23 protein-coding genes are annotated in these 24,453 nt (G+C 71.4%); 10 read left to right on the top strand and 13 right to left on the bottom strand.

The features are described from left to right. The first annotated feature begins 21 nt into the window (after positions 1-21). Positions 22-1,089, top strand: coding sequence for a 2-aminoethylphosphonate ABC transporter substrate-binding protein (locus tag ACIPJ2_RS04975; RefSeq protein ID WP_402727824.1), 1,068 nt, complete (start codon positions 22-24; stop codon positions 1,087-1,089). A gap of 55 nt (positions 1,090-1,144) precedes the next feature. On the opposite strand, the gene ACIPJ2_RS04970 is transcribed toward ACIPJ2_RS04975, so the two are convergent. Together ACIPJ2_RS04970 and ACIPJ2_RS04965 are read right to left on the bottom strand one after the other, a co-directional pair. Continuing rightward, on the bottom strand, positions 1,145-1,795 hold the full coding sequence (locus ACIPJ2_RS04970) for a GntR family transcriptional regulator (protein WP_402727823.1): 651 nt from the start codon (positions 1,793-1,795) through the stop codon (positions 1,145-1,147). A gap of 4 nt (positions 1,796-1,799) precedes the next feature. After that, the gene (locus ACIPJ2_RS04965; protein ID WP_402727822.1) at positions 1,800-3,935 is read right to left on the bottom strand and encodes an MMPL family transporter; all 2,136 of its coding nucleotides are present in this window, start codon (positions 3,933-3,935) and stop codon (positions 1,800-1,802) included. A 77-nt stretch (positions 3,936-4,012) separates the two neighbouring features. Here ACIPJ2_RS04965 and ACIPJ2_RS04960 point away from each other — a divergent pair, with 77 nt between their 5' ends. Further along, entirely contained in the window at positions 4,013-4,411 is a 399-nt protein-coding gene (locus ACIPJ2_RS04960; RefSeq protein WP_402727821.1) for a MarR family winged helix-turn-helix transcriptional regulator, read from the top strand. A 42-nt stretch (positions 4,412-4,453) separates the two neighbouring features. Then, complete coding sequence (locus ACIPJ2_RS04955; protein WP_402727820.1) at positions 4,454-5,452, top strand: LCP family protein; 999 nt, start codon at positions 4,454-4,456, stop codon at positions 5,450-5,452. A 67-nt stretch (positions 5,453-5,519) separates the two neighbouring features. On the opposite strand, the gene ACIPJ2_RS04950 is transcribed toward ACIPJ2_RS04955, so the two are convergent. The 6 genes from ACIPJ2_RS04950 to ACIPJ2_RS04925 all read right to left on the bottom strand — a co-directional run bounded on the left by ACIPJ2_RS04950 (position 5,520) and on the right by ACIPJ2_RS04925 (position 11,376). Beyond that, the gene (locus ACIPJ2_RS04950; RefSeq protein WP_402727819.1) at positions 5,520-6,185 is read right to left on the bottom strand and encodes a transglycosylase family protein; all 666 of its coding nucleotides are present in this window, start codon (positions 6,183-6,185) and stop codon (positions 5,520-5,522) included. A gap of 338 nt (positions 6,186-6,523) precedes the next feature. Then, entirely contained in the window at positions 6,524-7,675 is a 1,152-nt protein-coding gene (rlmC, locus tag ACIPJ2_RS04945) for a 23S rRNA (uracil(747)-C(5))-methyltransferase RlmC (protein WP_402727818.1), read from the bottom strand. Positions 7,676-7,682: 7 nt separating this feature from the next. Further along, entirely contained in the window at positions 7,683-8,558 is an 876-nt protein-coding gene (locus ACIPJ2_RS04940; RefSeq protein WP_402727817.1) for an SMP-30/gluconolactonase/LRE family protein, read from the bottom strand. 54 nt (positions 8,559-8,612) lie between these two features. Further along, on the bottom strand, positions 8,613-9,434 hold the full coding sequence (locus ACIPJ2_RS04935) for an aldo/keto reductase (protein ID WP_402727816.1): 822 nt from the start codon (positions 9,432-9,434) through the stop codon (positions 8,613-8,615). A gap of 44 nt (positions 9,435-9,478) precedes the next feature. Next, the gene (locus tag ACIPJ2_RS04930) at positions 9,479-10,597 is read right to left on the bottom strand and encodes a PQQ-dependent sugar dehydrogenase (RefSeq protein WP_402727815.1); all 1,119 of its coding nucleotides are present in this window, start codon (positions 10,595-10,597) and stop codon (positions 9,479-9,481) included. A gap of 365 nt (positions 10,598-10,962) precedes the next feature. Next, positions 10,963-11,376, bottom strand: coding sequence for a MarR family winged helix-turn-helix transcriptional regulator (locus ACIPJ2_RS04925; RefSeq protein ID WP_402727814.1), 414 nt, complete (start codon positions 11,374-11,376; stop codon positions 10,963-10,965). 73 nt (positions 11,377-11,449) lie between these two features. Here ACIPJ2_RS04925 and ACIPJ2_RS04920 point away from each other — a divergent pair, with 73 nt between their 5' ends. The 7 genes from ACIPJ2_RS04920 (at position 11,450) to ACIPJ2_RS04890 (ending at position 18,775) form a co-directional block, all read left to right on the top strand. Further along, positions 11,450-12,394: a zinc-binding dehydrogenase gene (locus ACIPJ2_RS04920; protein WP_402727813.1), complete on the top strand. Its 945-nt coding sequence runs from the start codon at positions 11,450-11,452 to the stop codon at positions 12,392-12,394. Positions 12,395-12,504: 110 nt separating this feature from the next. Beyond that, positions 12,505-15,405: a Na+/H+ antiporter subunit A gene (locus ACIPJ2_RS04915; RefSeq protein ID WP_402727812.1), complete on the top strand. Its 2,901-nt coding sequence runs from the start codon at positions 12,505-12,507 to the stop codon at positions 15,403-15,405. Further along, entirely contained in the window at positions 15,402-15,854 is a 453-nt protein-coding gene (locus ACIPJ2_RS04910; RefSeq protein WP_402727811.1) for a Na(+)/H(+) antiporter subunit C, read from the top strand. Before ACIPJ2_RS04915 ends, ACIPJ2_RS04910 begins: the two co-directional genes overlap by 4 nt. Continuing rightward, positions 15,851-17,503 carry a Na+/H+ antiporter subunit D gene (locus tag ACIPJ2_RS04905; protein WP_402727810.1) on the top strand — a complete coding sequence of 551 codons (1,653 nt, stop codon included), beginning with the start codon at positions 15,851-15,853 and terminating at the stop codon, positions 17,501-17,503. Before ACIPJ2_RS04910 ends, ACIPJ2_RS04905 begins: the two co-directional genes overlap by 4 nt. Further along, a complete protein-coding gene (locus ACIPJ2_RS04900; RefSeq protein ID WP_281266574.1) occupies positions 17,500-18,087 on the top strand; it encodes a Na+/H+ antiporter subunit E in 588 nt (195 codons plus the stop codon). Before ACIPJ2_RS04905 ends, ACIPJ2_RS04900 begins: the two co-directional genes overlap by 4 nt. After that, entirely contained in the window at positions 18,084-18,422 is a 339-nt protein-coding gene (locus ACIPJ2_RS04895) for a sodium:proton antiporter (protein ID WP_402727809.1), read from the top strand. Before ACIPJ2_RS04900 ends, ACIPJ2_RS04895 begins: the two co-directional genes overlap by 4 nt. After that, entirely contained in the window at positions 18,419-18,775 is a 357-nt protein-coding gene (locus ACIPJ2_RS04890; protein WP_402727808.1) for a cation:proton antiporter, read from the top strand. The genes ACIPJ2_RS04895 and ACIPJ2_RS04890 overlap by 4 nt, the downstream gene beginning before the upstream one ends. Here ACIPJ2_RS04890 and ACIPJ2_RS04885 read toward each other — a convergent pair. The 5 genes from ACIPJ2_RS04885 to ACIPJ2_RS04865 form a co-directional block, all read right to left on the bottom strand. Then, the gene (locus ACIPJ2_RS04885) at positions 18,772-19,758 is read right to left on the bottom strand and encodes an SDR family NAD(P)-dependent oxidoreductase (protein ID WP_402727807.1); all 987 of its coding nucleotides are present in this window, start codon (positions 19,756-19,758) and stop codon (positions 18,772-18,774) included. The genes ACIPJ2_RS04890 and ACIPJ2_RS04885 overlap by 4 nt on opposite strands. Then, positions 19,755-20,963, bottom strand: coding sequence for a UDP-N-acetylglucosamine--N-acetylmuramyl-(pentapeptide) pyrophosphoryl-undecaprenol N-acetylglucosamine transferase (locus ACIPJ2_RS04880; RefSeq protein WP_402727806.1), 1,209 nt, complete (start codon positions 20,961-20,963; stop codon positions 19,755-19,757). Before ACIPJ2_RS04880 ends, ACIPJ2_RS04885 begins: the two co-directional genes overlap by 4 nt. Positions 20,964-21,002: 39 nt before the next feature. Beyond that, positions 21,003-22,211, bottom strand: coding sequence for an ATP-binding protein (locus tag ACIPJ2_RS04875; RefSeq protein WP_402727805.1), 1,209 nt, complete (start codon positions 22,209-22,211; stop codon positions 21,003-21,005). 114 nt (positions 22,212-22,325) lie between these two features. Next, positions 22,326-23,663, bottom strand: a complete 1,338-nt coding sequence (locus ACIPJ2_RS04870; protein WP_402727804.1) for an ATP-binding protein — start codon at positions 23,661-23,663, stop codon at positions 22,326-22,328. Further along, positions 23,660-24,343: a response regulator transcription factor gene (locus ACIPJ2_RS04865; RefSeq protein WP_402727803.1), complete on the bottom strand. Its 684-nt coding sequence runs from the start codon at positions 24,341-24,343 to the stop codon at positions 23,660-23,662. Before ACIPJ2_RS04865 ends, ACIPJ2_RS04870 begins: the two co-directional genes overlap by 4 nt. Positions 24,344-24,453: the final 110 nt, after the last annotated feature.

Genomic DNA, 24,453 nt, shown 5'->3' with positions numbered 1-24,453 from the left:
GCCTCAGGGAGAACCATGTCCATGCACCGATCCCCCCGCCACCGCGTCGCCGCCGGCATCGCCGCCGTCGCCACCGTCGCCGTCCTCGCGGGCTGCTCCGCGACCGGCGCCGCCAGCACCGGCTCCGACTCGAAGACCGTCACGCTCTACACCGCCGACGGGCTGAACGACGGGGACTCGTCGTTCTACAAGACCGTGTTCGCCGACTTCCGGAAAGACACCGGCATCACCGTGAACGTCGTCGAAGCGGGTTCAGGGGAGGTCGTGCAGCGCGCCGCCAAGGAGAAGACGAACACCCAGGCCGACGTCCTCGTGACGCTGCCACCGTTCATCCAGCAGGCCGACCAGCAGGGGCTCCTGGCGAAGTACACGCCGGCCGGGTCCGAGCACGTCGCGGACGACAACAAGGCCGCTGACGGCACGTACACGACCATGGTCGACAACGTGATCGGGTTCATCCGCAACACCTCGTCCGTGCCGTCGGCCCCGACGACCTGGAAGGACCTGCTCGACGCCGACTACAGGGGCAAGCTGCAGTACTCGACCCCGGGTGTCGCCGGCGACGGCACGGCGATGCTGTTGCTCGCGCAGCAGGTCCTCGGCAAGCAGGCCGTCGACGGCTACATGCGGGACCTGCAGGAGAACAACGTCGGCCCGTCCGACTCGACCGGCGCCCTCGCGGCGAAGGTCGACAAGGGCGAGCTGTCGATCGCGAACGGTGACGTGCAGATGAACCTCGCGCAGCAGGCGTCGATGCCGAACCTCGGGATCTTCTTCCTCGACGGCGAGGACGGCAAGCCGACCACCATGTCGGTGCCGTACGTCGCGGGCCTCGTCAAGGACGCCCCGCATGCTGCCGCCGGCAAGAAGCTGCTCGACTACCTCTACTCGGAGAAGGTGCAGGAGGAAGCGACCACCGTCGCCGGCGGGCTGCCGGCACGCGATGACGTCACGCCGACCGGTCCGGAGGCGGAGAAGGTCACGAAGCTGCTCGACGGCGTCACCGTCGTCCGTCCCGACTGGGACGCGGTCCTGAAGGACCTGGACGACACCGTCGACCGCTGGAACACCGCCACCGGGACGCTCTGACCCACACGTGTCCCACCGCCCCCGCGACGCTCGGCGCGGGGGCTCGACGGTGTCGTCAGCCGCGCGACGGCAGCAGGTGCACGGCCTCCATCGCGAGCTCGGCGGCGATCGGGTCCTTCGCCACGACCGCTTCCTGCAGCTTCGCGAGCTCCGGCAGGATGACGTCAGCCGGCACGAGTTCGGCGAGCTCGGGAACGCGGAGCTTGAACGCGAGCCCGTCGGTCGTCGACTTGCAGAGCTGCTCGAGCGAGGGGTTCCCACACGCATCCGCCCACATCGAGTAGATGTCGGCTCCGTCGTGCGCGACCTCGGACTGCTCGTCCTTGCCGACGCGAGCGACGACGTCGTCGAGCATCTTCACGATCTTCTTGCGCTCGGCGTCGGTGAACCGCGGGACCGCGAGCCGGACGACACCGCCGTAGATCACGCCGAGCGTCCGGTAGGCGTCGAGGAGCTCGTCCTTGGCCGGAGCGGCGACCCGGGTGTACCGGTTCGGCGCCATCTCGATCAGGCCGGAGCGGGCGAGCTCCGCGAGGGCCTCGCGGATCGGGGTGCGCGAGACGCCGAGCCACGCGATGAGGTCGTCGTCGTTCAGGCGCTCCCCCGGCTCGAGCGTGCCGTCCATGATCGCGTCGCGGATCTTGTCCTGCACGGTGTCACGGAGGAGCTTGCGCTCTGCTGCGGGCTGCGTCGAGGGAACTGGCATGCGCTCAGCGTGTCACATGTCGGCTCGTCGCCGCGACAGGATCGTCGGCAGTTCGACGCGACAGCCGCGACGGCCACCACGCGTGCCGCCCGAGGTCGTACGCCAGCGCCGGGACGAGCAGCGAACGGACCACGATCGTGTCGAGCAGCACCCCGAACGCGACCACGAACGCGATCTGCACGAGGAACAGGATGGGGATCACCCCGAGGGCTGCGAACGTCGCCGCGAGGACCACGCCGGCGGACGTGATCACGCCGCCGGTGACGCCGAGCCCGCGGAGCACGCCCTCGTGCGGACCGGACCGGATCGTCTCCTCGCGCACCCGGGTCATGAGGAAGATGTTGTAGTCGACCCCGAGCGCCACGAGGAACACGAACGAGTACAGCGGCACGGACGGGTCGGCCCCGGGGAAGTGGAACACGTGGTCGAACACGAGCGCCCCGACGCCGAGCGCCGCCGCGAACGACACGATCACGCTGCCGATCAGCACGAGCGGCGCGACGATGCTCCTGAGCAGCAGCATCAGGATCAGCAGGATGACGACGAGCACGACCGGGATGATCACCGACCGGTCCCGGATGCCGGTGTCGTTCGTGTCGACGGCGGTCGCGGTCACACCGCCGACGATCGCGGACGGGTCGACGCGTTCCACCGCGGTCCGCATGTCCCTGATCGTCTGCTCCGCGGCGTCCGAGTCGGCCGCGGAGGTGAGCGTGGCCTGCAGCAGGACGTCACCGTCCGACACCGTCGGCGAGTCCGACGACCCGATCGACACGGTGCCGGACGGGGAGTCCTTCGACACCGCGACGACCTCGCCGACACCGTCGACACCGCGGATCGCCGACGCCAACCGATCGATCCGGTCCGCCGAGCCGATCACCTGCGCCGGGCTTCCCGACCCCGCCGGGAAGTGATCGGCGAGCACGTCCTGACCGTCCCTGGCCTGCGACTGCCCGATCACGAGGTCGCTCTGCGGGACCCCGTCCGCCTTGAGTCCGATGAGCCCGGTCCCCATGGCGAGCAGCCCGACGGTGCAGACGATCCAGACGACCCGTGAGCGCCGCGCGACGAGCCGGCCGACGCGCGCCCAGAGCCCGGTGGCGTCCGGCCCGGTGACGACGGGGTGTGCGCTGCCGTGGACGGGGCGGAGCGGCCAGAACGCCGCACGCCGGAAGGCGAGGAGCAGCGCGGGCAGCAGCGTGAGTGCGGCGAGGAGGCTGAACGCGATGCCGATGGCCGCGACGGGACCCAGCGCCTTGTTCGAGTTGAGGTCGGACAGCAGCAGGCAGAGCACGCCCACGATGACCGTGCCGCCGGAGGCCAGGATCGGCTCGAGACTCCCACGCAGCGCGGCCTTCGTCGCTTCCCAGCCGGTGCGGTGGTCGCGCAGGGCCTCGCGGTACCGGGACACGTACAGCAGCGCGTAGTCGGTGGCCGCACCGATGACGAGGATCGACAGGATGCCCTGCACCTGCCCGTTGACGGTGACGACGCCCGCCTTCGCCAAGGCCCACACGACGAGGATCGACGCGGTCAGCGCGAACGTCGCGGTCCCGAGCACCAGGAACGGCAGCAGGGGTGAGCGGTAGACGACGATGAGGATGACGAGGACGGCTGCGAGCGCGACGCCGAGCAGGATGCCGTCGATCCCGGCGAAGGCCTCCGTGAGGTCAGCCGTGAACCCGGCCGGCCCCGTGACGTACCCGCGCATCCCCGTGGGCACCGCGTCGTCGACGTCCGCGCGGATCGCCTCGACCGCGTCCCCGGTGTCCGCCGCGGTCGTCAGCGTGGCGACGATCTCCACGGCGTCACCGTCGTCGCTCGGGATCGCGGGGCTGACCGACTGGACGTCGGAGCGGTCGCCGAGCCGTCCGACGAGGGCAGCGGCCACAGCGGTGTCGGCGGCCGAGAACCCGCCCGAGCGCTCGAGCACGATCACGGCAGGCGCTCCGGACGGGTCCCGGAAGTCCGCAGTGCGCTCCTGCACCTTGGTCGCGTCGGCGGACGCCGGCAGGAACGAGGTCTGGTCGTTGGTCGAGACCTCGGAGATCTTCCCGAAGAAGGGACCGCCGATCGACGCGATGACGAGCCAGGCGACGATGACGACCGCGGGGATGGTGATGCGGAGGAAGCGGGGCACGTCGATGAGCGTACTCCGATCTTCAGCATGCTGATTACTAGACGGATCAGCAGTGGCGACGACCGTAGACTCCGACCATGGACGACGCCCCCGCCGAGTGGCCTCTGGGCCGGTTGCTCGCCGCCGCGGCCCGCTCGGTCGAACGTGACTGGGACGAGCGACTCCGCGCGATCGGGCTGCCGCACGCCGCACTGATCGCACTCGACATCGTCATCCGCACGGGGCCGACGGGGGCGGACACCCTCGCCCGCACGGCCAGGGTCCAACCGCAGACGATGTCGCGGACGCTCGAGCGCCTCGAGCGCGACGGCATGATCGAGCGCGGCCCACACCCCGCCGACCGTCGCCGCCGGGTCGTCACCGTCACGGAGCACGGGCGCACGATGTGGGACACCGCACGGCACATCGAGCGTGAGATCCTGCCGGACGATCCCGATCTGCGCGCAGCGCTGGGGCGGATCCTCCACAGATCCTGACCACATCACACGTGACATACCACATGCCGTAGCATCGGTGGCATGCCTCGTCGCCGCACTGCCCGTCGTCGTCGCCCCTTCCTCGTCGCCCTCATCGCGACCGTCGGCGCACTCGTCGGCATCGCGGCGGTCATCGCCGTGGTCGCCAGCGTCTTCATCGGCGGCCTCGCGCGCAGCTACGACCGCAACTCGGACGTCATCGCGGACGCGTTCCCGAAGGCGGACCGTCCGGCGGCGACCGGCGGCGCGGAGAACATCCTGCTGATCGGCTCCGACTCCCGGAAGGGGCTCGACCGGGACGGCGACCATGCCGCGGGCGGCCGGTCGGACACCCTGATGCTCGCCCACGTCCCGGCCGACCGGAAGGCCGTGTACCTGATGTCGATCATGCGGGACTCGTGGGTCGACGTCCCCGGCCACGGCACCGCGAAGATCAACGCCGCCTCCTCGTGGGGTGGCGTCCCGCTGACGGTGCAGACGGTGGAGCAGCTCCTCGACGTCCGCATCGACCACGTCGCCGAGATCGACTTCGCCGGCTTCGAGGGGATGACCGACGCGCTCGGCGGCGTCACGGTGCAGTCACCGAAGGACTTCACCGTCCGCGGGCAGCACTTCGTCGCCGGAGCCAACCGACTCGACGGCGCCCAGGCGCTGACGTTCGTCCGCGAACGGCACGCATTTGCCGATGCCGACCACACCCGCGTGGAGAACCAGCAGGCGTTCATGCGCGGCGTCATCGACGGGGTGCTCTCGAAGGGCACGATCACGAACCCCGGACGCGTCCAGGACTTCGTCACGGCGACGAGCAAGTACCTGTCGGTGGATGCCGGCCTGGACTTCCAGACCCTCGTGGGGCTCGGCTGGTCCCTCCGCGACGTCCGTCCGAGCGACCTGCAGACGTTCACGTTGCCCACCGCCGGCGGTGGGACGTCGGCTGACGGCCAGTCCTACGTCGCGGTCAACGCCGGCGCGGTGCAGTCACTCTCGTCGGCGCTCCGCTCCGACGACCTCGGCCGCTGGCTGCAGGACAACCCGCACTGACCGGAGCACCGAACGCCCCCGCGACAAGCGTCACGGGGGCGTTCGCGTGGTGATCGGTCGACCGGGATCAGGCCGGGAGCTGCAGCGTCTGACCCGCGTAGATCAGGTTCGCGTTGTCGATCGTGGTCGTGTTGGCGGCCCACAGCTTGTTGTAGCCGCCGTCGATGCCCAGCTTCGTGGCGATCGAGTCGAGCGTGTCACCGGAGACGACCTGGTAGGTCTTGCCGCTGGTGGGCACGGCGGCCGGCTTCGACGGCGCGGCAGGGGCCGTGACCTTCGGAGCAGTACTCGTGGTCGACGGAGCGGCCTTCTGCGCCGGGGCCGCAGGAGCGGACGCAGCCGGTGCCGGGGCAGCCTGCTGCTGCGGGATCGCGCCCGGGGCGGCTCCGGTCGTGCCGCTCAGCCCGAGCTTCGCGGAGCAGGCGGGCCATGCGCCCCAACCCTGCGAGGCGAGGACGTGCTCGGCGACGGCGATCTGCGTCTCGCGGCTGGCGTTCGCCGGGCTGCCGGTGCCGCCGTTCGCGGCCCAGGTGCCCTGCGTGAACTGCAGGCCGCCGTAGTAGCCGTTGCCGGTGTTGATGGCCCAGTTGCCGCCGGACTCGCACTGCGCGAGGGCGTCCCACGTGGATCCGTCGGCCGCGTTGGCCGGGGCCGAGAGCCCGACGCCTGCCGCGGCGATGCCGGCGAAGGCGAGTCCGCCGAGGACGGCGCGGGTACGAGTGGTCTTCTTCATGTTGTTGCTCCACCGGGGCCGCCCGCCGTTTCCGGCGTAGTCGCTGCCCACCCCGACCGATCGCGGTCTGTTGAGGTGTCGCCGGGGGCAGCGGTTCGCGCCGGCGTCACGGTCGGCCACCATAGGAAACTCCGCGTCGTTATCAAACTGAGACAAATGGTTCTACCCATCGGCGGTCGTCCCCCTCCGCCGAACCTGTACGCGCCGATCGCCGCGGACGCGGCGATCCGCCGTACCCGGGTACACGAACATCCGAATCCCCTGGCAAGGCCGGACTGGAGGCTCGTGGCGGCGCCGACCCGTGCCTCCCGTCCGGCCGTGGTCCGGACCGGATCCGGTCAGACGCGGGAGAGGAGGGTGACCGCCTCGAGGTGGCCGGTCTGCGGGAACATGTCGAGGACCCGCGCGCGGCGCAGCCGCAGTGACGGCATCCGCGCGAGGTCCTTCGCGAGGGTCACCGGGTTGCAGCTGGAGTACACGACGTGTTCGACGTCGGACGTCTCGATCCACTCCGACAGCGCCTGACCGATGCCCCGTCGTGGCGGGTTGACCACGACCAGCTCGGGCACCAGGTCGGGTCGGGACCGGAGCGCGTGCTCGGTCGCGTCGTCCGCTGCGAACCGGACGTCCACCAGCCCGGCTTCTCGTGCCGACTGCTTCGCGGACCGGACGGCCTCGACGCTGGTCTCGATGCCGGTCACGGCACGACCAGGGCGGGCGGCGTGCAGGGCGAAGCCACCGACGCCGCAGTAGAGGTCCCACATCGACGCCGGGGCGACCTCGTCGATCCATGCCGACGCCTGCATGTACAGCGCGGACGCGACGTGCGCGTTGGTCTGGAAGAAGCTCTGCGGGCGCAGGTGCATCGTCACGTCGCCGAAGCGCATGGGCAGTGTCTCCTGCTCGGTGAGGACGATCTCGCGGTCCCCCTCGGTGACGGCCTTGTGCTCCGGCAGCAGGTTGGCGGTGACGACCACCGCGTCCGGCAGTGCCAGCAGCAGGTCGCCGAGCCGCGAGCGGAGTCGGGCGAGCTGCCCCTCGGAGCGCAGCACGAACCGGACCATGAGCTCGCCGTCCGGCGACTCGGTGACGAGGACGTACTTGAGCTCACCCCGCCGTGCAGTGACGTCGTACGGGATCAGCCCGGCGGACGTGACGAACTCCGCGAGGACGGGGAGCGCCTGCCGGATCCCAGGCGTGCAGATCCCGCAATGCCGGATGTCGACCCCGCGCTGCCGGTGGTCGAGGATCCCGATCGTGGGGTGCTCGGTCGACCCGCCGACGACCATCTTCGCCTTGTTCCGGTACCCGGATTCCGGACTGGTGACCGCGGGGAGCCACTCGACACTGCCGGGACCCCCGGCGGCCTCGACCGCGTCGTGCAGGAGCTCGCGCGTCCGGAGCTCCTTGTCGAGGACCTGCTCGGCGTACGGCTGCCCCATGAGCGTGCACGAGCGGCACACCCCGCGGTCGAAGTAGTCGCACTGCATGGCCCGGTCAGGATACGGCAGCAGCGTCCCTCGCCCGTGTGGCGATGCGGTAGATCGAGGTGGTCGCCGCGATGAAGAGTGTCGTCCCGTCGTCGCCGCCGAAGCAGAGGTTCGCGACGACCTCGGGGACAGGGACCTCGCCGATGCGGGTTCCGTCGGGGGCGTACACGACGACGCCATCGTGCGACGACGACCACACGTTGCCGTCGGTGTCCACGCGGATGCCGTCCGGTGCGCCTTCACCTGGCGCGAGTGCGGCGAAGACCCGGCCGTTCTTCACGCGGTGTCCGTCGACGTCGTACGCGCGGATGACCGGGCGCTCGCCGGACGAGCTCGCGAGGTAGAGCACACGCTCGGACGGGTCGAACGCCAGCCCGTTCGGCTCGTCGGCGTCGAGCACCACCGGACGCAGGTCAGCGCCGTCGGGGCCGAAGCGGAACACCCAGTGGTCGCCGTACTCGCGCTCGCCCGGGTGCCCCTCGCGCGGCTGGGTGATGCCGTACGCCGGGTCGGTGAACCAGACGGCACCGTCCCGCGAGACGACGACGTCGTTCGGGGAGTTCAGCCGGACGCCGTTCCAGCCGTCAGCGATGACCTCGACGACACCGTCCCGGTCGCGCTCGACGCGGCGGTTCCCGTGCGAGCACTGCACGACGCTGCCGTCGCGGTCGAGTGTCCGGCCGTTCGTGAACTCGACGGCGGCGGCGTACTCGTCGGTCGTACCGGTGTCCGCGTGCCACTGCAGGATCCGGTCGCCCGGGATGTCCGACCACCGCAGCGTCCGGGTGGCGGGGATCCAGCACGGCCCCTCGGCCCAGGTGCTGCCGGTCGCGATGCGCTCGAGCGCGGCGGGGTCCGGGACGAGGTCGGTGATCGACGTCATGGGTTCTCCTTCGAACACCACGAGCCTACGACCCCGTCCCGGCGCCACTCGCGGTCACGCCGTGGTGTCCTCCAGCGCGTCGAGGGTCGCGACGTCCTCCGGCGCCAGGACGAAGTCGACGTCGGCGTTCTCCGCGATGCGGGACGGGGTCGTGGACTTCGGCAGCGGCAGGACGTCCTTCTCGAGCAGGTAGCGGATGGCGACCTGTGCCACGGACTTGTCGTACTTCCGGGCGATGTCCTCGATCGCGGTGTTCGACAGCAGGCCGCCGGTGGCGAGCGGCGAGTACCCCTCGACGAGGATCTCGTGCTCGGCGCAGAAGGCCGTCGTGTCGTCCTGGGTGTTGCCGATGAACCAGCGGATCTGGTCGGCGTGCGGGGTGACGTCGGTGTTCGCGAGGAGGTGCTCGAGGTCCGCGACGACGAAGTTCGAGACACCGATCGACTTCGTCTTGCCGGCGTCGTAGAGCTCCTCGAAGACCTTCCACACCTCGACGTTGCCCGCGCGGTGGTCGCTGCCCATGTCGCTCCAGGGCCACGGCGCGTGGATCAGGTACAGGTCGACCACACCGAGGTCGAGCGCCGCCGTCGAGGCCGCGAAGGCCTCACGGGCGCCTGCCGCGGTCTTGATCTCGGCCGGGAGCTTCGTGGTGATGAAGACCTCGTCACGCGGGACGCCGCTGTCGCGGACGGCCTCGCCGACGCTGGCCTCGTTGCCGTAGGCGGCCGCGGTGTCGATGTGGCGGTAGCCGGCGTCGAGCGCGACGCGGGTGGCGTCGTAGGCCTCGGAGCCCGGTGGGATCTGCCAGGTGCCGAACCCGATCTTCGGGATGTGGAGGCCGTTGGACATGACGAACGTGTCGGTGAGAGCAGGCATGGCCCCGACGGTACGCGCGCGCCGTGCGTCGGTCCGCCAGCCGGTCAGTCGGTCAGTGCGACCGACAGGATCCGGTCGTCGCCGGTCCCGGTGCTGCCGCGGCCGTCGGTGTTGTTCGTCACGAACCAGAGCGTGTCGCCGGGGCCGGCGAGCACCGTGCGCAGCCGCCCGTACGTCCCGGCGAACCACTCCCGCGACGTCGACGGGTCGGACACGGGCACCGACCGCAGCACCTCGCCGCGGAGGTTCGCGACGAACACGGTGTCATCGACCACCGCGAGGCCGGACGGGCTGGCGTCGGAGGTCCGCCACTGCTGCACCGGATCGACGAAACCCTGATCGACACCACCGGTGCCCTCGACCTCGGGCCAGCCGTAGTCGGCACCGGGTTCGATGACGTTGAGCTCGTCCCAGGTGTTCTCGCCGAACTCGGACGCGAACATCGTGCCGTCGGAGGCCCACCCGAGCCCCTGCACGTTCCGGTGCCCGAGCGACCACACCGGGGAGCCGTCGAACGGGTTGTCGGCAGGGACCTCCCCGGTCGGCGTGAGCCGCAGGATCTTGCCGGCGAGGGAGTCCCGGTCCTGCGCCTCCGACCGGTTGCCGGCGTCGCCGACGGTCACGTAGAGCATGTCGTCGGGGCCGAACGCGATGCGCCCGCCGTTGTGGAAGCTGTTCGCGGGCAGGTCGTCGATGACCGTCGTCGCGTCGCCGAGGGCGTACGACCCCGCGCTGCCGGTGAGGGGGTAGCGCTCGACGCGGTTGCCGTCGTCGCCCGTCGAGTAGACGTACAGGTCGTCGTCGTGCAGCGCGAGGCCGAGCAGCCCACCCTCGCCGCCGTGCCGGACACCCTCGATCGTGCCGACCGTGCGGGTGTCGCCGTCGTCCCCGACTTCGAGCACGTCCCCGGAGTCGCGCAGGCTGACGAGCGGGACGTCGTCGTCGGTGAGCACCACCGACCACGGGGCGTCGAGGTCCAGCACGACGTCCGAGACGGCTCCGGTGGGTGCGACCTCGCCGGTGGCCAGGTCGGTCGGCGCCGGCCCCGCGGTGGCGCTGCGGCGCGTGGTCGACTCGTCGGCGTCCGACCCGGCGGTGCACCCGGCGAGCGCCAGGACGAGCAGGGCGAACGACGCGATCGGTGCTGCGGTCCGGGTGCGCATGGCGCGCACAGTACGCGCCGCGGTTGCGAGCCCGCGTGCGCCGCCCCCTCCCGCACCCCCGCACCCGCCCCCGCACCCGCCCCCGCACCCGCGTTCCCTCCACCCGACTCGGAACGACAGCGTCGGTGTCGTACGACATCGGTCTTGTCGTCCCCACGCGTCCGCAACAGTTGCAGGCGCGTGGGAGCGACAGGGTCGCTGTCGTACGACAGCGACCCTGTCGCTCCTTGCAGACGCAACGACACGTGCGCGCGTCCCACGGCGATCGACGCGGCCGGCCACCGGACGGGAGGCTCGTGGCGGCCCCGGCACGAGCCTCCCGTCCGGCGCTGGCGCGACCAGAGCACCTGCCGGACCCTCGCACGTCAGCGCAGCATGCGCTCCAGCAGCTCGCGGAGCCGACGGCGGTCCGCCGACGGCAGCCGCTCGGTGAGCGGCAGGAGCGCGTCACGCATGGCCGCCTCGAGCGCGGCGGCCACCTCGTGCCCGCGGTCGGTGAGCACCACGTCGACCGCGCGCGCGTCGTCCGCGTTCGGGACGCGCGCGAGCAGTTCCTTCTTCTCGGCACGGGCGACGAGGCCGGTCATCGTGGACTTCTCGAGCCCGAGGTACTCGGCCAGGTCGCCGATCCGCAGGCGTCGGTCACGCAGGATCGCGAGCACCCGGAGCTGCGTCAGGGACAACCCGGCGTCGGCCGCCAGCCCGGTCAGCGATCCCATGGTCGTGAACGCCGCGTGGCCGAGGGCGTCGACGAGGCGGTCCTGCTCGGTGGTGTCCATGGACCGAGCCTACTTGACGAACTTCGTTGTGCGAACTAATTTGATTCGCAACACGAACCAATTGGAGACAGTCATGCACGCATCGGTCGTCACGCACTTCGACTCGGCACCCACGTGGACCGAGTTCCCGGAACCCGAACCCCGCGGTGCGGAGGTCGTGGTCGACGTCGTCGCCGCCGGCCTGCACCCCCGCGTCCGGTCGCAGGCGGACGGGTCGCACTACACGAGCGAGGGCGCGCTCCCCCTCGTGCCGGGCGTGGACGGCGTCGGGCGCTTCCCGGACGGCACGCTCCGCTACTTCGCCGTGCAGTCCGACACCAGGGGCTCGATGGCCGAACGCACCGCGGTGGACCCCCGCGCGAGCGTCGTGCTGCCCGACGGCGCCGACCCCGCCCGGGTCGCAGCCGGCGTCAACCCGGTGATGTCGTCGTGGGTGGCGCTCCGTCGCCGCATCGCGTTCCCGGACGGGGCGCGGGTGCTCGTGCTCGGCGCGACCGGGGCATCCGGCCGTGCCGCCGTGCAGGTCGCGAAGCACCTCGGGGCGTCCCACGTCGTCGCGAGCGGCCGCAGTGCGGAGCGGCTCGCCGGACTCCCCGCGCTCGGCGCGGACGTCGTCGTCCCGCTCGACGACGTCGAGGCGATCGGCCGCGCGGCGTCCGACGTGGACGTCGTCATCGACTACGTCTGGGGTGCGCCCGCCGCCGCGGTCATGCGGACGCTCGTCACCGCCCGCGAGGCCCGCGGCGAGCGCCTCGACTGGATCGCGATCGGGTCGACGGCCGGCCAGGAGGCTCCGATCCCGTCCGCAGCGCTCCGGGCGTCCGGCCTCACCATCGTCGGCAGCGGGCAGGGATCGGTGGGGACGTCCGGGTTCGTCGCCGAGCTCCCGGGCATCGTCGGCGCCATCGCGGACGGCACCATCACGGTCGATGCGACCGCGCTGCCGATGCGGACCGTCGCGGACGCATGGGCCGGACAGGTCGACACCGGGACGAGCAGAGTGGTGCTCGAAGTCTGATCCTCGGTGGGTCATCCTGTCCGGTCGTTCAGGTTCTCCCCATCCGGCTCTCGGTAGCCTGAGAGCCACCCAGAGCCGGACTTGCACGCCCGACCCCGAGGAGGCGCCCCATGGTCACCGTCCTCGTCGCGTTCGGGGTCGTCGCGCTCCTCGTCCCCGCGCTGACGCCCCTGCTCGGGCGCCGTGTGTTCTACGTCGCCGCCCTCGCGCCGGCGGCTGCTGCGGTCCTGACCATCGCGCAGACCGACCGGGCCCTGCACGGGGGCGTCCGTTCGTCGGTGCAGTGGATCCCGCAACTCGACCTGTCGATCGCGCTCCGGGTCGACGCACTGTCGTGGGTCCTCGCGCTCGTGGTGACGGTCGTCGGCGCGCTCGTGCTCGTGTACTGCGCGTCGTACTTCGGCCCGGAGGAACCCGGGCTCGGCCGGTTCGCCGGGGTCCTCACCGCGTTCGCCGGGTCGATGTACGGCCTGGTGATCGCCGACGACGTCATCGTGCTGTTCGTCCTGTGGGAAGCGACCACCGTCTTCTCCTACCTGCTCATCGGGCACGACGCCGTCAAGCGGGCGAGCCGCGCCGCTGCGATGCAGGCGCTCGTCGTCACCACGGCCGGCGGCCTGGCGATGCTCGCCGGCCTCGTCATCCTGTCCGTCACGGCCGGCACGACGCAGCTGTCCGCCATCGTCGCGCAGGCCCCGACCGGCACGGTCGTCACGGTGTCGGTGGTGCTGATCCTCGCCGGTGCCCTGACGAAGTCCGCGATCGTCCCCTTCCACTTCTGGCTCCCGGCCGCGATGGCCGCGCCGACCCCGGTGAGCGCGTACCTGCACGCCGCGGCGATGGTCAAGGCCGGCATCTACCTCGTCGCCCGGCTCGCCCCGGCGTTCGCGCTGCTCGAGGGCTGGCGCGAGACGATCACCCTGCTCGGCGTGCTCGGCATGGTGATCGGCGGGTACCGGGCCCTCCGCCAGACCGACCTCAAGCTGCTGCTCGCGTACGGCACGGTCGCCCAGCTCGGGTTCCTCGTGCTCGCCGCCGGCTGGGGCACGCCCGCGATCGCCCTCGGCGGGGTCGCGCTGCTCGTCGCCCACGCCGCGTTCAAGTCGACGCTGTTCCTGGTCGTCGGGACGATCGACCACGTCACGGGCACCCGGGACCTCGGCAATCTGTCCGGGCTCGGGCGGAAGCTCCCATGGCTCGCGACCGTCGCCGTCCTGGCGCTCCTGTCGATGGCCGGCATCCCGCCGATGATCGGGTTCGTGGCGAAGGAAGCCGTCCTCACCGGACTCGTCGAAGCGCTGCACGGCCCGGGGTCCGGGTGGGCGTGGTTCGCACTCGTCGGTGTCACCGTCGGGTCCGTCCTCACCGTCGCCTACTCGCTGCGCTTCCTCTGGGGCGCCTTCGCCCGCAAGCCCGGCGTGGAGCAGACCGAGCCGCATGCACTGCACGGTCTCGGGGTGGTCCCGTCGATCCTCGGGCTCACGGGCCTCGCGCTCGGACTCCTCACGCCGGTCGTGGCGCACGGGCTCGAACCGGCCGCGGCCGCCGCGTCGATGTCCGGGGAAGCCGTGCCGCACCTGGCGCTCTGGCACGGACTCGAGCCGGCGCTCGGCATCTCCGCGATCACGCTCATCGGCGGCCTGGCGCTCTTCGCCGCTCGCACGCAGGTCGAGGCGCTCCAGCACCGCCTCGCCGGGTTCCCGAGCGCCGCGAACACCTACCGACACCTCATGCGCGGACTCGATCGCGCCGCCACCGGTGTCACCGCCGCGCTCCAGCGGGGCTCGCTCCCCTACTACCTGACGGTCATCCTGTCGGTGTTCGTCGCCGGTGCCCTCGTCAACCTGGCGTTGGGCGGGCCGTGGGAGTTCCACGTGCGCTTCGCCGACTCGTGGGGCCAGATCCCGGTCGTGATCGTGATGTCGATCGCCGCGATCGCCGTCCTCACCGCGAAGACCCGGTTCGCCGCAGCCGTGCTCGTCGGCGTCACGGGCTACGGCATGTCCGTGCTGTTCGTCCTGCACGGCGCCGTGGACCTCGCCCTCACGCAGCTCGTCGTCGAGACGGTGACGCTCATCGCCTTCGTCCTGGTGCTCCGCCGCCTCCCCCCGCGGATCGCGACGGCGAACCCCTCGCGCTTCCGGGTGCTCCGCGCCCTGTTCGCAGCACTCGCGGGCGCCACCCTGGCGGTCGTCGTCATCGTCGCCGCCTCTGCTCGGTCGGCCAAGCCGATCTGGCCGGACCTCCCCGCGCTGACGAGCTCGTTCGGACACGGCCTGAACGTGGTGAACGTCGCGCTCGTCGACCTCCGTGGCTGGGACACGCTCGGTGAACTCACCGTGGTCGTCGCCGCGGCCACCGGTGTCGCGAGCCTGATCTTCGTGAACTCGCGAGAGGACACGCTCCCCCGACTCCGCGACCTGCCGAGTGTCATCGCGAGCGACAAGCACCGCCCGGACGGCGAGCCCCGCGCCTGGCTGCCGACGAGCGCCGCGCTCCCGACCGGTCGCTCCGCGCTGCTGGACGTCGTCGTCCGACTGCTGTTCCACGGGCTCATCGTCCTGTCCGTGTACCTGCTGTTCGCCGGGCACAACGCCGCCGGCGGCGGGTTCGCCGGCGGCCTCGTCGCGGGCATCGCGCTCGCGGCCCGCTACCTGGCCGGTGGCCCAGCCGAGCTCGGCGCCGCCGCTCCGATCCGTGCCGGCCGGCTGCTCGGCCTGGGGGTCGCGACGGCCGCGATCACCGCGATCGTGCCGCTGTTCTTCGGCCGCGAAGCCCTGTACTCGGAGTTCTTCGAGGCCACGGTCCCGATCCTCGGGCACGTCGAGTTCGTCACGGCGACGTTCTTCGACATCGGTGTGTACCTCGTCGTCGTCGGCCTGGTGCTCGACGTCCTGCGGAGCCTCGGCGCAGAGGTCGACCGGCAGCGGCTCGAGGACTCCAGTACCCCGACGTCCGACTCGATCGAGGGCAACCCCGACGACCGCGAACAGCAAGAGGTGACCGCATGACCATCACCCTCGTCCTCGTCATCGCGATGGCCGTCCTCTTCGCCTGCGGGGTCTACCTGCTGCTCGAACGCTCGCTGACGCGGATGCTGCTCGGGTTCCTGCTCGTCGGCAACGCCCTCAACCTGCTGCTGCTCGTGATGTCCGGCGCCGCCGGGAACCCGCCGATCGGCAAGTCGTCGGACGGCATCACCGACCCGCTGCCCCAGGCGTTCGCCCTGACCGCCATCGTGATCACCTTCGCCGTCAGCGCGTTCCTGCTCGCCCTCATCCACCGCTCCTGGACGCTGTCCCGCGCCGACGAGGTCGAGGTGGACGAGGCCGACGTCGCGATCCGACACGAACGGGACGCCCCGGCCGAGGACGACCCGGAGACCGACACGGACCCGGAAGCCGACACCGCCCACGAACGGCACCACGAAGACCAGACACAGGACGAGGCCCACCGATGACCTTCCTCGTCCCGCTCCTCGTCCTCGTCCCGCTCCTCGGTGCGGCCGTCGCCCTCGGGCTGCTCCGGCACCAGCGCATCCAGCGCGCGATCACCGTGGCCGTGCTCGTCATCGCGCTGGCCGTCGCCGCGACGCTGATGGTGCTCGTCGACCACCACGGCACCATCGTCGTGCAGGTCGGTGGCTGGGACGCCCCCTACGGCATCTCGCTCGTCGTCGACCGGTTGAGCGCGTTGCTCCTCACGGTGTCCGCGAGCGTGCTGCTCATCGTCCTGCTGTTCTCGATCGGGCAGGGTCTGGCCGCGGACGACGGCGAGGCCCCGGTCACGATCTTCTACCCGACGTACCTCGTCCTCGCGGCGGGCGTCCTCGACTCCTTCATCGCCGGCGACCTCTTCAACCTCTACGTGGCGTTCGAGATGCTGCTCGTCGCGAGCTACGTGCTGATCACCCTCGGCGGCAGCGAGCAGCGCGTGCGGGCCGGCACGACGTACATCGTGACGAGCCTCATCGCGTCGGCGATCTTCCTCTCCGCGATCGGGCTGGTCTACGGCGCGACGGGCACGGTCAACATCGCCCAGATCAGCGAGCGGATGGCAGCGCTGCCTGATCACGTGCAGCTGCTCATCCACACGATGCTGCTCATCGGCTTCGGCATCAAGGCGGCCGTGTTCCCGCTGGCGTTCTGGCTCCCTGACTCGTACCCGACCGCACCCGCACCGGTCACGGCGGTGTTCGCCGGCCTGCTGACCAAGGTGGGCATCTACGCGATCATCCGCCTCGAGACGATCATGTTCCCGCGTCCACAGCTCAACACCGTCCTGCTCGTGGTCGCCGCACTGACGATGATCGTCGGCGTGCTCGGCGCCGTGTCGCAGACCGACGTGAAGCGACTGCTGTCGTTCACGCTGATCAGCCACATCGGGTTCATGGTGATGGGCATCGGGCTCGGATCGGTCGTCGGCACGGCCGCTGCGGTGTTCTACACGGTGCACCACATCGTCGTGCAGACGACCCTGTTCCTGGTGTCTGGCCTGATGGAACGCGTCGGCGGGACCACGTCGACCAGGTCGCTCGGCGGCCTGCTCAAGGCCGCACCGTTCCTGGCCGCCCTGTACCTGATCCCGGCGTTCAACCTCGGCGGGATCCCACCCTTCTCCGGCTTCATCGGCAAGCTCGGACTCTTCCGCGCCGCGGCGATCGACGGCAGTCCACTGGCGTACATGACCATCGCCGCCGGGGTCGTGACCTCGCTCCTCACCCTCTACGCGCTGATGCGCGTGTGGGATGCCGCCTTCTGGCGGCCGAAGCCCGCCGCCGAGGCAGCGGCCCCGCACGTCGCGGTGGCGGAGCCGCACGAGTCGCTGCGGGCGCCGGAGCCGGCACCCGTCACCCGATCCGAGGCGGACGGCTCGGTCCTGTCGGGAGGCTCGGTGACGGTCACGGATCCGGTCACGGGGAGCATGCAGCACGTCTCCGGCCGCACCCGCCTGCCGCGCATGCTGGTCGGCGTCACCACGGTCGCCGTGCTCGGCTCCGTGGCGCTGACCGTCGTCGCCGGCCCGCTGTACGGGTACGCCACCAGGGCGGCCGAGTCGCTCGAGTCCCCCCAGCAGTACGTCGAGGCAGTCCTGGGGGCACGACCGTGACCGACGCCAGGACCCGACGCATCGCGAACGCCCGACGGATCGCCGTCGCGTGGCGCTACGACGTGCCGCTCGTGCTCGGACTCACGGTGCTGTGGGCGCTGTTGTGGGGATCGTGGACGCCACTGACCCTGCTGTGCGGGATCGTCGTCGCGCTCCTCGTGACGCAGGCCCTCCCCCTGCCGGCCGTCCCGCTGTCCTCCCGGTTCTCCCCGCTGCACTTCGTCTGGTTCCTCGTCGTCTGGTCCGGTCTCGTCGTCGCCGCGTCGTTCCGGGTCGCGTGGGTGGCGTTCCGGCCGCGGGGTGTCCGACGCAGCTCGATCGTGCTCGTGCAGATGCACACGACGTCCGAGATGACGTTCACCCTCGCGACCCTCGCGGTGTCGCTCGTGCCGGGCTCGTACGTCGCGGACGTCGACCTCCGCCGCCGTCGGCTCCTGCTCCACGTGCTCGACACCGAACGGGGTGAACAGGTCGAGCACGCCAAGCGCGAGGCACTCGGCATCGAGACGATGGTGATCCGGGCGCTCGGGTCGAAGCAGGACCTCTCCGAACTGTCCGAACCCCTGCCGGAGGTGACCCGATGAGTGCCGGAGTCGTCGTGATGGGGATCCTCATCGCCGTGGTCCTCGCCCTGCTCGGGGCCACCCTGCTCCTCGCCGTGTTCCGCATCGTCCGCGGCCCGACCATCCTCGACCGGATGATCGGCTCCGACATGGTGCTCACCACCGTCCTCGTGGTGATCGCCGCGGCCATGGTGATCCGGCAGGACCTCGCAGGGATCCCGGTGCTGGTGGTGATCGCCGCGACGAGCGTCTTCGCGACCATCGCCGTGGCCCGTGCCGTGACCCCGTCCTCCGACCCCTCCGACGACGGTGCCGACGTCACCACACCGGAGCGACGACGAGGAGGCGAGTCGTGATCGAACTCATCGAGTCCTTCATCGACGGCGCGGGCATCCGGGCATGGATCGCCGTCGGGCTGCTGCTCGTCGGGTCGCTGCTCTCACTCGGCGCCGGCGTCGGCATCGTGCGCTTCCCCGACCCGCTCGTCCGGCTGCACGCGATGGCGAAGCCGCAGGTCCTCGGGCTGGCGTTCGGGCTCGCGGCGATCGTCGTCGCGGTGTGGACGTGGACCGCGCTCTGGGTCGTCCTGCCGATCATGGTGTTCCAGCTCTTCCTGGTGCCGGTGTCGACGCACATGATCGCCCGGGCCGGGGTCCGGTCGGGCGACTACGACCACCAGGCGCTCCTCGTCGACGACACCGAGTCCTAGACGACGTAGGCGGTCCCCAGGCCGGAGGCCGCACGCACCGACTCCCACGTGCGGGCGAGACCGTCCTCGAGCGACACCTGCGGTGCCCACCCGGTGAGCGACCGGACGAGCGTGTTGTCCGACAGCAGTCGATCGACCTCACTGGCCTCCGGGCGCAGGCGCGACTCGTCCACCACGATCCGCGCCCGCCGGCCGCTCACCCGCACGAGCATCGCCGCGAGGTCCCCGATGGACACCTCGCTCCCGGTCCCGAGGTTGCACGTGCGTCCGACCGCCGCGTCCGAGGCCCCGATCGCCAGGAACCCCGCGACCGTGTCGGTCACGTACGTGAAGTCCCGCGTGGGTGTCGTCGAGCCGAGTCGGATGACGTCGGACCCCGCGGCGAGCTGCCCGAGGACCGCCGGGATCACTGCGCGGGCACTCTGCCGGGGTCCGTACGTGTTGAACGGGCGGCAGACCGCGACCGGCGTGCCGAAGGCCGCGTGGTACGACAGCACCATCGCGTCCGCGGCGATCTTCGACGCGGAGTACGGCGACTGCGGCTGCGCCGGGTGCGTCTCGTCCATCGGCACCCGCAACGCGCTGCCGTAGGTCTCCGACGTCGAGGTGTGCACCATCCGGGAACCGTGGCGTCGGCACGCGGCGACGACGTTGTGCGAGCCGACGACGTTCGTCTGCACGTACGACTCCGGCGCGACGTAGGAGTACGGGATCCCGATGAGGGCCGCCAGGTGGAACACGGTGTCCGTGCCCGCGACCGCGGAGTCGACGAGGAACGGGTCGCGCACGTCGCCCGCGAGGACCTCGACGCGGTCGTCCTCGGCGTACCGGGCGAGCCACCCAGCCGATCCGTACGGCTTGTAGTGGCAGAGCGCGCGGACACGGGCGCCCCGTTCGACGAGAGCGTCGACGAGCGTCGAGCCGATGAAGCCCTCGGCTCCGGTCACGAGGACGCTGCGGCCCTCCCAGGACGTGTCGTTCATCGTGCGGTCCTTTCCGAGGAGGTACGGGCGAGTTCGATCGCCCAGTCGGCGACGGCGTCGGCCGCCGCCGCATGGGGTGAGGTCGCGTGGTGCGCGTGGCTGATCGGTGCGACCGGGAGGCCCGGTCCGGCTCCGACGGGCCCGGCGAGTTCCGAGACGGCCCGGTCCAGGGCACGGGCGTCCAGTTCCGAGTCGGCCAGCACCACGACACGGGCGCCGGACGCCGCGAGGGCTCGGGCGTTCGCGGTCTGGTGGTCGGCGGTGGCACCGGGCAGCGGCACGAGGACGGCGGGGACACCGAGGTGCTCGACCTCGGCGACGGTCGAGGCTCCGGCCCGGACGACCACGACGTCGGCTGCGGCGTACGCGGCGGCCATGTCGTCGATGTGCGGCACGAGCGTGGCGACCGCGTCTCCCCCGCCGTCGCGGAGTCGCTGTCCGAGCTCCTCGGCGTGCGAGCCGCTCGCCTTGACCAGCATGCGGAGCCGACCGTCCCACGACCGGGCACACGCCAGGTCGACGGCGGCCCGGTCGAGCGACACCGCGCCGAGGCTCCCGCCGGACACGACCACGAAGCGCTCCTCGGCGGCGATGCCGAACACCGCCCTGGCACGTTCCCGCATCACCTTGCGGTCGCAGGACGCCAGCCCCGGGAGGATCGGGATGCCGACCCGCCGGACCTCGGCGCTCGACGCGAACCCGGCACGCTCGGGGTCGAACGCGCACGCGACCTTCCCGGCCAGCCGCGCGGCGAGGACGTTGGCGAGCCCCGGCGTCGCGTTCGACTCGTGCACGAGCACCGGGATCCGGAGCGTCCACGCGGCGACGATCGCCGGCACGCTCGGGTACCCGCCGACGCCGACGACGACGTCCGCCCGTCGGTCGCGGAGTTGCCGGCGGGCGCGCAGGACGCACCGGATGAACCGTGCGGGGAAGCCGAACGCGCGCCGGTCCACGCGACGCGGGAACGGCACCATCCGTGTGGTGTCGAGACGGTACCCGGCGGCGGGGACGAGCCGGGCCTCCAGGCGGTCCGGCGTTCCCGAGAACGTGACGGACGCGCCGGGCACGAGTCGTTCGATCGCGGCGGCGACCGCGAGGCCGGGGAAGACGTGTCCGCCGGTGCCGCCGGCGGCGATGACGACGCGGAGCGGTGCACCGTCGGCGACGGGGCGCGACGTGCGGTTCGAGTGCAGCATGACCATGCCGCAAGGGTGCGACGCGGTCGTGAGCCGAACGTGAGGTCAGTCGGTCGCGGCTCCATCGTCGGCAGCGTCGTCGAGGTCGTCATGGTGGCGGTCCACGTAGGCGGCCATCCCGGGGACGGTGAAGGCGATCTGACCGTGTTCGGGTGCGTACACGAGACCCTTGTTGATCAGGGCCGCGCGGTAGGGGCCGAGGCTGCTGGGCTGCAGCGCCATGCGTTGTGCGACGCGCGCGGTGGGCGACGGTCCCTCGCCGTCCACCGCCATCGCGCGGAGCATCCGTCGCTCGGACGGCGTGGCCCGATGCCACCTTGATCGGAAGAACCCACTGTCGAGCTGCTCGGTGCCGTACTGCACTGCAGCGACTGCGTCCGCGCCGGACACCAGCCGGTCGCCCGCGAGGTTCCATGCCGCTTGCCCGTACTCCTGGATGAAGTAGGGGTAGCCGCCTGCCGCGTCGAGGAGGATCTCCAACGCATCGGGGGAGTACTCCGCGCCGAGTCGTTCCGCGGGTTCCCGAAGCGCCTGCGTCGCGTCCTCGCGGCTGAACTTGCCGATCTGGCGGTAGTTGAACAGGCGCTCGGCGTACGAGCGGGTCTCGGTGAGGACCCGCGGGAGGTTCGGCAGACCGGCGGCGATGACGTAGAACGGCCAGTCACGCTGGTTCGCCGCGTGCTGCGCGGCGATGAGCGCCCCCATCGTCTCCGAGTCGAGATCCTGCATCTCGTCGACGAACACGCCGAACGCTCGTCGGCCCTCGCCGAGCGCGAGCGCGACGTCCTCCACCAACTCGAGCAGATCGACCTCTGCATCGCCGGAGTCCGCGCGTCCCAGACTCAGATCGACACCGAGCTCGATCCCGGTTGCACCGACCTTGGCGTTGAAGGACGAGATCGTGCCGAGCGCCTCGCGCATCCGCGCTGTCATCCTTGTTCGCGTGAGCTTCCGAGCCGAAACGACGAGTTCTCGGGCCAGCGCGCGTCGGACTGCACGAGCTCCGGTCTCATCGCGGCGCGCTTCGATACGCACGGTGAGCCACTCGGATCTGTCCGCCATCCGGTGCATCTCGTTGAGGAGGACGGTCTTCCCGACGCCCCGGAGTCCCGTGAGGACGACACCACGGTCGCCGAGCCCGTTGGCAACCCGAGCCCGGAGCGTGTCGAACGCTTCCAGTTCGCCGGTTCGACCGACCAGTTCAGGCGGCCGGCGGCCCGATCCCGGGCTGTACGGGTTCTGTTCCGGCAGCATGTACAGAACGATAGTGGATGATTATGAAAACCCAATTGCTGGCAATCGCTCGCAATACCTGCCCGCCGATGGGTCGGCCACTCATCGTGCGACGCTGCCTCCGCACGAATCCGGTCAGGTCGCCGGCAGGGTGATGACGATCTCGGTACCGGGGCCGTCGCCGCGAGCGGCAGCCGTGATCGTCCCGCCGGACGCGGCGACGATCTGCGCCGCGATCGCCAGCCCGAGACCGGACCCGGGGAGCCCGCGCGCGGACGCGGCCCGGTGGAAGCGGTCGAAGACGTGTGCGCGGTCCTCCGGTGGGATGCCGATCCCTCGGTCCCGGATCGACACGAGGACCGGCCGCCCGTCGAGGACCTCGATGTCGACCGCTTCGCCTGCGCCGTACTTGCCGGCGTTGTCGAGCACGACGTCCAGCAGGCGCGGGAGCCGTCCGTCGGCGACGCGGACCGGGACGTCCGACGACGGGAACTGCACCCGGAACGACACGCCCCAACGACGGGCCGCCGTGGCCGCCGACGACCGGACGACACTGACCAGGTTCACCGTCGTCAGGGTGTCGGCGCCGGGACGGTCCCCGCGCGCGAGTTCTGCGAGGTCGTCGATCGTCGCCTGCATCGCGGTGATCTCCTCGGTGACCGCTGCGCGCAGGGCGGCGCGGGTGGCCTCGTCGAGCGGCCGGTCGTCGGTGAGGAGCTGGAGGTTCGTGCGCAGGGTCGTCAGCGGGGTCCGGAGTTCGTGCGACGCGTCGGCGACGAAGTCCCGCTGTGCGTCGCTGGCGGCCGCGAGCTCGGCGAGCATCTCGTCGAAGGCGCCGGCGAGCCGCCCGAGTTCGTCGTTGCGGTGCACGTCGACGCGCTCGTGCGGATCGGCCGTGTCTCGGACCCGTCGCACCGCGGTGTCGAGCGCGCGCACGGGCCGGAGCCCCACGGTGGCGACGACGTACCCGAGGACCGCGGCGAGCACGATCCCGATCGCACCGGCGACGGCGAGCGCGATCGCCGTGCGCGTGAGCGCCGTCTCGGTCTGGCGGGTGGGGACGCCGACCATCACGGCCTCGTCCGTACGGGTCGGGACCACAGCGACCCGGACCCCGTCGGCCGTGTACCGCGCGCGTGCCGATTCCCGGGTGGCGACCGCGTGCGCCTGCTCGGTGACGGTGAGCGGCCCGCTCCCAGCCCCCACCGGCTCGCTCGTGTCGATGCGCCGGACGCACGCGGGCTCCACGGCGTACGCGCACCCGCCACTCCCCTCGCCGGTCCAGTCGGCGTTCGCCTGGATCAGACGTTGGACGCGGGTGGCCTCGCGGTCGAGGGAGGTGTCGAGCGCGCTGTGCAGTTGCGAGGCGACGACGAACCACGTCAGGACGGCCACCAGGACGACGGCGACCGCGACGGCTCCGGCCACGACGGCGGCCAGGCGACGGCGGAGCGATCCGGTCCGCGTCCTCACGGCTCGAGCCGGTAGCCGAGACCGCGGACGGCCGTGATCGCGGGGCCGTCGGTCGCGGCGACGAGCTTCCGTCGCAGGGAGCTCACCGCGACGTCGAGGGCGTTCGACGTGGGCACGGATCCGTCGGGCCACACCGCCTCGCCGAGCTCGTCGCGGGTGCGCACGCGGGCAGGGTCCCGGAAGAGCAGCTCGGCGACGACGGTCTCGGTGCGTGTGAGGTCGACGGGGCCGGCTGCCGTCAGGAGTCGCTGCTGCTCGGCGTCGAGACCGTTCCCGCGCCAGGTGGGCTGGTCCGTCCCCGTGCTCTGGCCACCTCGTCGGACGAGCGCACGCACCCGCGCCCGGAGCTCGTCGACGTCGAACGGCTTGCCGAGGTAGTCGTCCGCACCGGCGTCGAGTCCGTCCACGCGTTCGCGGGGTCGGTCGTGCGCGGTGAGCATCATCACCGGGACGGCGTCGCCGGCGGCACGCAGGGCCCGGCACACGCCGAGGCCGTCGAGGAAGGGCATCGCCAGGTCGAGCACGACGGCGTCGGGGTCGTCCGACACGACCGCGGCGAGTGCCTGCCGACCGTCGGGAGCGGTGACGACCGTGTGGCCGTCGGTCTCGAGGGCGACACGGATGCCGAGCAGCACGTTCGGGTCGTCGTCCACCACGAGGACCGTCGTCTGCCGTGCCATGCCCGTCATGCTGGCACGGAACCGCTTCACCTTCGCCTCATGCGGCGCCGAACCGGCTCTGCGCTTCCTGGATAGGCTCGCGCTCGACGCGCCGGACAGGGGCCGGGGCG

The sequence above is a fragment of the Curtobacterium sp. NPDC090217 genome (assembly GCF_044746705.1).
In the GTDB taxonomy this organism is placed as follows: domain Bacteria; phylum Actinomycetota; class Actinomycetes; order Actinomycetales; family Microbacteriaceae; genus Curtobacterium.
Note: the sequence above shows the minus strand (reverse complement) of the source record. Positions and strands in the feature narration are given on the sequence as shown.